General features: G+C 62.4%; 10 protein-coding genes. 5 read left to right on the forward strand and 5 right to left on the reverse strand.

From position 1 onward, the window contains the following. The 5 genes from ACYVDE_RS12135 to ACYVDE_RS12155 form a co-directional block, all read left to right on the forward strand. Nucleotides 1-503: NAD(P)-dependent oxidoreductase (locus ACYVDE_RS12135; RefSeq protein ID WP_460501810.1), on the forward strand; the 503-nt coding region annotated here is incomplete at its 5' end. Between the two features lie 101 nt (nt 504-604). Further along, the gene (gene greA / locus ACYVDE_RS12140) at nt 605-1,081 is read left to right on the forward strand and encodes a GreA/GreB family elongation factor (RefSeq protein WP_460501811.1); all 477 of its coding nucleotides are present in this window, start codon (nt 605-607) and stop codon (nt 1,079-1,081) included. 178 nt (nt 1,082-1,259) lie between these two features. Next, nucleotides 1,260-2,090 carry a nuclease A inhibitor family protein gene (locus tag ACYVDE_RS12145; protein ID WP_460501812.1) on the forward strand — a complete coding sequence of 277 codons (831 nt, stop codon included), beginning with the start codon at nt 1,260-1,262 and terminating at the stop codon, nt 2,088-2,090. 53 nt (nt 2,091-2,143) lie between these two features. After that, entirely contained in the window at nt 2,144-2,728 is a 585-nt protein-coding gene (locus ACYVDE_RS12150; RefSeq protein WP_460501813.1) for a hypothetical protein, read from the forward strand. Between the two features lie 104 nt (nt 2,729-2,832). Then, complete coding sequence (locus tag ACYVDE_RS12155; RefSeq protein ID WP_460501814.1) at nt 2,833-3,657, forward strand: alpha/beta hydrolase family protein; 825 nt, start codon at nt 2,833-2,835, stop codon at nt 3,655-3,657. A 135-nt stretch (nt 3,658-3,792) separates the two neighbouring features. On the opposite strand, the gene ACYVDE_RS12160 is transcribed toward ACYVDE_RS12155, so the two are convergent. From ACYVDE_RS12160 to ACYVDE_RS12180, 5 genes are all read right to left on the reverse strand, one after another. Further along, nucleotides 3,793-4,188 carry a hypothetical protein gene (locus ACYVDE_RS12160; protein ID WP_460501815.1) on the reverse strand — a complete coding sequence of 132 codons (396 nt, stop codon included), beginning with the start codon at nt 4,186-4,188 and terminating at the stop codon, nt 3,793-3,795. Beyond that, the gene (locus ACYVDE_RS12165) at nt 4,172-4,936 is read right to left on the reverse strand and encodes a class I SAM-dependent methyltransferase (protein WP_460501816.1); all 765 of its coding nucleotides are present in this window, start codon (nt 4,934-4,936) and stop codon (nt 4,172-4,174) included. The genes ACYVDE_RS12160 and ACYVDE_RS12165 overlap by 17 nt, the downstream gene beginning before the upstream one ends. After that, complete coding sequence (locus ACYVDE_RS12170; RefSeq protein WP_460501817.1) at nt 4,924-5,664, reverse strand: YqjF family protein; 741 nt, start codon at nt 5,662-5,664, stop codon at nt 4,924-4,926. The genes ACYVDE_RS12165 and ACYVDE_RS12170 overlap by 13 nt, the downstream gene beginning before the upstream one ends. 9 nt (nt 5,665-5,673) lie before the next feature. Next, nucleotides 5,674-6,042 (reverse strand): DoxX-like family protein, encoded by a 369-nt coding sequence (locus ACYVDE_RS12175; protein WP_460501818.1) that lies wholly within the window; start codon nt 6,040-6,042, stop codon nt 5,674-5,676. Between the two features lie 69 nt (nt 6,043-6,111). Next, on the reverse strand, nt 6,112-6,385 hold a 274-nt coding region (locus ACYVDE_RS12180; RefSeq protein WP_460501819.1), incomplete at its 5' end, for a DNA/RNA non-specific endonuclease.

Here is a 6,385-nt window from a genome sequence, read left to right on the forward strand (position 1 = left end):
TGGCGTTTGCGCGGCGGCTGGGGGCCTTTGGCTGCACGGTACTGGCGCATGATATCGACCCGGCCGTGAGCACTGACGGCCACGCCACGCTGGTGCCGCTGGCCGAACTGCAGGCCCGCGCCGACGTGCTCAGCCTGCACATTCCGTACTCGGCGGCTAATCATCATTATGTGAATGAAGCATTTTTGGCCGGTTTTGCCCAGCCGATTTGGCTGATGAACACGGCCCGGGGTGAAGTAGTGGACCAGGCCGCGCTGGTAGCCGCGCTACAAGCTGGCACGGTGCGCGGCGCGGCCCTCGATGTGCTCGACAACGAGAAGCTCAGCACGCTCAGCCCGGCGCAGCAGGCAACCTTCGATTACCTGAAAACGGCGGCCAACGTGGTACTCACGCCGCACGTGGGTGGATGGAGTTTCGAGAGCTACGCCCGCATCAATGAAGTACTAACGGAGAAAATTCGGGCTTTTCGGGCGGGCTTACCGGCCGCGAATGCGGGGAGGTGATTCGTTTTGCGTATCTTTGCCAGGAACCTAAGAAGGGAGAACGGTTGGCAGTGCCAGCCGTTCTCCTTGCTTTTTAGCCAAACCGACAAGTATCAATTCCCATGGCCGCTACCATCAATTACTACACCCCCGAGGGCCTGCAAAAACTGAAGGACGACCTCCAGGACCTCAAAATCCGGGGCCGGGCCAAGGCTGCCGAAGACCTGCGCGAAGCCCGCGACAAAGGTGACCTAAGCGAGAACGCCGAGTACGACGCCGCCAAGGATGCCCAGGGCCTGCTGGAGCTCAAAATTGCCAAGCTCGAAGAGGTGCTGGGCAACGCGCGCCTCATCGACGAAACCAACATGGATTTCAGCAAGGTGCTCATCATGAGCAAGGTGAAGCTGAAAAACCTGAAGAACAACATGGTGCTCGACTACACCCTGGTGGCCGAGGAAGAAGCCAACCTGGCCGCCGGCAAAATCTCGGTGAAGTCGCCCATCGGCAAGGGCCTGCTGGGCAAGTCGGCTGGCGACACGGCCGAAATTGTGGTGCCCGCTGGCAAGCTGCAGTTCGAGATTCTGGAGATTTCGCGCTAGCGTTTGCTTAGCTGTTAGCCTTTGGCTGATAGCCGTTAGCTTTTGCGATAGGAGGCCTCTGCTGAAAAGCAGGGGCCTTTTGTCGTTATTCGCGGTATCTTTCCCGCTCTCAAAAGGGCTTTTAGCTGTGGTAAGGAAAAGCTAACAGCGAAAAGCCATCAGCTAACGGCTAAAAAACATGCCCTCGATTTTCTCCCGCATCGTGTCCGGCGAATTGCCGGCGTATAAAGTGGCCGAAGACGGCCGCCACCTCGCGTTTCTCGACATCACGCCGCTGGTGGAAGGCCACACGCTGGTGATTCCCAAGAAGGAAGTCGACTACATTTTTGACCTGCCGGCCGATGAGCTGGCGGCCCTGCACGTGTTTGCGCAGCGCGTGGCCAAGGGCGTGCAGGCGGCCGTGCCGTGCAAGCGCATCGGCGTGGCCGTGATTGGGCTGGAAGTGCCGCACGCCCACATTCACCTCATCCCGATGAACAAGGTGGCGGATATGAACTTCGCCAACCCCAAAATCAAGGTGCCCGAGGCGCGGATGCAGGAACTGGCCGCCGCCATTGCCGCCAAAGTAGAAGGCGGCAGCGGCCTGGCCGAAGCCAAGCCCGCCGGGGCCGATGCCAGCGCCGCCGTGCCCGCCGAGCTGCAGAAGCTGGTGGCCGGCCTGCAGTTCATCAGCGAGTCGGAATCGCCATTGGAAGCCGTGGCCTACGCCGCGCCGGGCGGCCAGCTCAGCGACGCTGCGCTCCTAAAACTGCTGGGCGAGCCCGCCGGGGCCAAAGTCGAAACCGTGGAGCTGACGCAGTTCCTGCGCAACCACACGGCTGATGACGGCGTGCTGGGCGATGTGGCGCTGGCCAACCGCTACAAGGCCCTGCAAATGTTTATGAAGCAGGACCTGAACGATGCACAGGTGTACCGGGTGGGCAGCGGCCCGCAAATTCACGTGTACGCCCTGGGCCGGACGAACGACGGCACGCTGGCCGGCTTCAAGACCGTGCTGACGGAAACCTGACAGTAGAGGCTGGATTCTGAAGCTTCTTCCCTGTAAAATAAGTTGACTGCATTATGCCGTGGCGTGTTAGCTCATTAGGGTTTCTTGTATTACTGACGGGCTGTGTGCCTCAGGCATTTGAACTGTCGGATTTTTGCAGTCACCTCACCGCAGCTGAGAAGAAGCAATTGGCCGCGAGGCAAGTGGTGGAGAAAACGCACGTATCGTACTGGCGCTTTCACCCACAGCAAGTGTATTGGCAAGGACAGCTGCGGGCAGCGCAGACGCCTGATAAAAAGCTCGCATTTTCGCGCCTGGGGCACTGGCAGCAATTCGACGAGCACGGCGGCTTGGTGTGGAACGCAGATTTTCGGCAGCAGGGACGCTGGCTCACCAGCAATGAGCGCATTTATTACCCGGCAGGAGTATTATTCACAGACATCCTTCGACACCCGGTGTTACTCAACGGCGATTCGCTACTGGAGCAACGTAGTGTCAATTTTCGGTACGGCTCCGAAACTGACACGCTTTACGTGGAGCGCTGGTATTTTAAAGACGGCAAATACCTCCGCCCCGCCCGGCGCACGTTCGACCTAGCGGGGCGTCGGCCGGTGCCGAAAAATTGGAATGGACAGCCAGAAGTGCGCGCGAAACAATAAGTGGTTGGCACTTTTGCTATCCGATTGCAACGGCGGCGAATGAAGTGCGTCGTTGGCTAGCCGGTAAGCTCTTTCGCCGGCCTCGACTGTTTCTTTCCCTTCCAATGCGTCTGTTCCTGTTTTTGCTATTGCTCCAAGCTTGGCCAGCCTGGGCCCTGAAGCCGACCCGCGAATGGATAGCCACTCCTGATTCGCTGGGGCTGGCCTACCAGAGCACCACCCTCGCCACGCCCGACCACGCGCACCTGGCCGGCTGGATAGTGGAGCCCGCCGCCAACATGCCCGACCGGCGCACCACGATGGTGCTGGCCTACGGCGACGCCAACAACATGTCGTACTTCCTGCACCAGGCGCGGGCGCTGAGTCGGGGCGGCTACCGGGTGTACCTCTTCGACTACCGCGGCTTCGGGCACAGCAGCGACTTTGCCATCGACCGGCAGCAACTGTACTACCCGGAGTTCGGCACCGACCTGCGCACCGCGCTGGCCGATGCCCGGCAGCGCTATCCGCATAGCCGCACGGGTATCATGAGCTTTTCGATGGGCACCATTATGGCCTCGCAGGTGGCGGCCGCGGGCAAGTGCGACTTCTTCGTTTCGGAAGGCTACGTGGCCAGCCCGCAGGCGCTGGTGGCCGGTATTTTTGCCCGCAACCAGAAGGTGGTAACGCTGCCCGCCGAGGCGGCCGACTACGCGCAAGTGGCGCGGCGCGTGTATTGCCCCTGGCTGCTGGTGGGCGGCACCGCCGATAAAAACACGCCCCTGGCCGACTCGGTAGCGGTGGCGCGGGCGGCCCGGTGGCGGCAGCGGCGGCAGGTGCTGTGCTTCGAAGGCGGGCACCTGGAAGGGTTTTTCCGGCTGAGCGAGGCGGAATACGGCGACAAATACGTGCGCGAAGTAACACGCTTTCTGGACCGGAAGCGGAGCTGATTGATGATTTGAAAGGAAGTAGAGACGCAATATTTTGCGTCTCGTCGTCTGCGTCATCCGGGTATCGTCCGAACGATTTCGTTCAACGACGAGAAGCAAAATATTGCGTCTCTACACCTCACTTGCCGGCGTTATTCAGGCCAAACCAACCAATAAAAACAGGCCGCTCAGGTAGCTCCAGAAACCGATGAAGACGATGTGTACGGCGGTTTCGAAGCGCTTGCCGCGCCAGAGCTCGGGCGAGTAGCCGAAGAACTGGATGAGCAGCCGGGCCAGCCAGAACACACCGCAGCCCAGTGCCACGCGGCGACCCAGTGGCGTGCCCACCAGTTCGGGGGCCGAGGTGAGGCAGAGCAGGCCCATCAGCAACACCATGAGGGCGACGAAGAAGGTGTGCACGTACATCATCTGCCGGTTTATCAGGCTGACGGCGGCAAACTCGGTGCGCCAGTTGAAATAGCGGGCGAAGGCCGCGTGCAGCAAGGCCAGCACGACGAGCAGGAAGCCCACGAGCTTAAGCTGGAGAATCATGTTTGCGCAGGAAGAAGGCGGTGAGGAAAGGCGTGATGTTTACTTCGCGCGCCACCCGCATTCCCGCCAACCGGAATGTGGCCAGCCAGGCGCGGCGCGAGTGGAAGTGCAGAAAGCCGATGGTGTAAGCCAGGAAATTGGCCGGGTCGCGTAGGTGTTCCGTCACGACCAGGGTGCCCGTCGGGGCCAGCACCCGCGCGATTTCGCGGAAAAAGGCGGCCCGCTCGGCGGCGTCGCGGATTTCGTGGGCAGCGAGGAAAGTCACGGCCAAATCGATGGAATCGGAAGCTAGCGGCAGGGCGGCGCGGGTGTCGATGGTGCGGGTACCGGGGTGGGGCGGGTAGGCCCGCCGGGCGCGCTGAATGGACGGCTCGGTGTGCCGGGCGGCATCGTAGAAGTCGGCGGCGACGAGGTGGGCCGTGGGGTAGGCCTGCGCGAGCGGGGCACTGGCTTCATCGAAGCCGGCGCTGAGCGTGAGAATAGTGGTGGGAGTAGGCACATTCCCGAAAAGCCAGCTAAACTGATACAGGCCCGAAAAATCGTAGATGTAGGCCGTGATGAGTAGCGACGAGAGCACCGGCAGCAGCGTCAGTAGCAACAGCCACCCGGCATAGGGGCGTAGCGCCAGAGGCCCGGCCAGCCCCAGGCCCGCCAGCGTCAGGGCCGTGCCGCCGGCCAGCAGGTAGAACGGCCAGTTGAAGCGCACCACGTTCCAGAGGCCTTGCAGCGGGGTTCTTAGCGGCGCCATTGCTCGGTGCGGCCTTTTTTCCAGGAATAGGGGATGTCGCGCACGGCGAAGGCGTTGGCTAGGTGCAACTGGCTGAAGCCGAGCTGCTCGAAAAAGCCCACGCGGTAGCTTTCCACGGCCACGGGCTGCGGCTGCCAGTGCTCGCGCACGCCTTCCACAATCAGCATGCGGCCCGTGTTGGCATCGGCCGAAAAAGTGAACGGGAGCGGGCCGGCGAAGCGGCGGGCTTCGGCCCAGGTGGCGAAGGGGGAGTGCGGCGGCAGGGCCACGTCGGGTGCGGGCGGGGCGAGTGTGACGTGGAAATGCGCTTTTTTTGACTCGATGTGCAGCGGGCCGTCGGCGTGCTGCTGCACGATGTCGACGGTGTGGTAGCGGTAGTGCGTCATCAGGTTGCCCATCAGCGCCATGCGGGTCTTGTCGGTTTCGGAGCGCAGAATGTAGAGGCCGCGCAGGCGCTTGCCGGTGGGCGAGGGGTAGCGCACGAAGGCGCGGTAGCCAATCAGAAAGAAGTCCTGGCCCAGCCAGGCCGGCAGGCCCTGCGGGCGCAGGTTGCGGGTTTGCACCAGCGCCACGGCCAGAAAGCCCCAGTCATCCGTGAAAGTGTCGGGCACCAGCGGCTCGGGCAGCAGGGCGGCCAGCTCGGCTTTGGGTACGGCGAAGGTGAGCACGAGCGAGTGCTCGAAAAAGGCTTCGACGGGGAAGGGGTGAGTTTTGAGCCAGGCCAGCATAAATCGGTACTATTGGCCGACCAGCCGGGCGGGCCGCAGGCAGTGGAAATAAATCAGCCCGCAAAACAGCACCGCGAACACGGCATTGAGGCGGCCCCAGAGCAGGAGGTCGGGCGCGAGCAGGGCTTCGAGGGTGTTCATTGAGAGAATGAGCACAATCTGCGCCCAGGCGCACCAACGGGGCCTGATGCCGCTGAGCACCCACGCGGCCATGCCGATTTCGCCCAGCCCGATGAGGCGCGTGAGGCTGGTGGCGTGCGCCGGGCCCAGGATGCGCGCCACGATGGCGGCGTGGCGCGGCACTAGCAGCAGCACCTTGCAGAGCAGGCCGTTGGCCAGCCACACCAGGGCAATGAGGAGCGTGAGGAGGCGGAGCATAGTAGCGCGGACTTTTAGTCCGCGGGTTAGCAAGCGTGATTGACTCGTGGACTGAAAGTCCGCGCTACATTACTCGGCGCGGCCGCTGTCGACCAGCTTTTGCAGGCGGGCTTGCGCGTCGCGGGGCAGGGCGCTCAATAAATCCAGGCCGGTGGCAGCTTCGATTTTATCGACGGAGGTTAAATATTGCCGCCAGTCGGGGCTCACGGTGTTGTTGTCGTTGGGGGTGTCGATGGCCAGCACGCGCACGGCGGGGTCGGTGGCGATGCGCTGCAAATCATTCACCCCGTCGGGCAGGATGACCATGACTTTCCAGATGCGGGCGGGCACCGTCACGCGGCCC

This window comes from Hymenobacter agri (genome assembly GCF_054778495.1).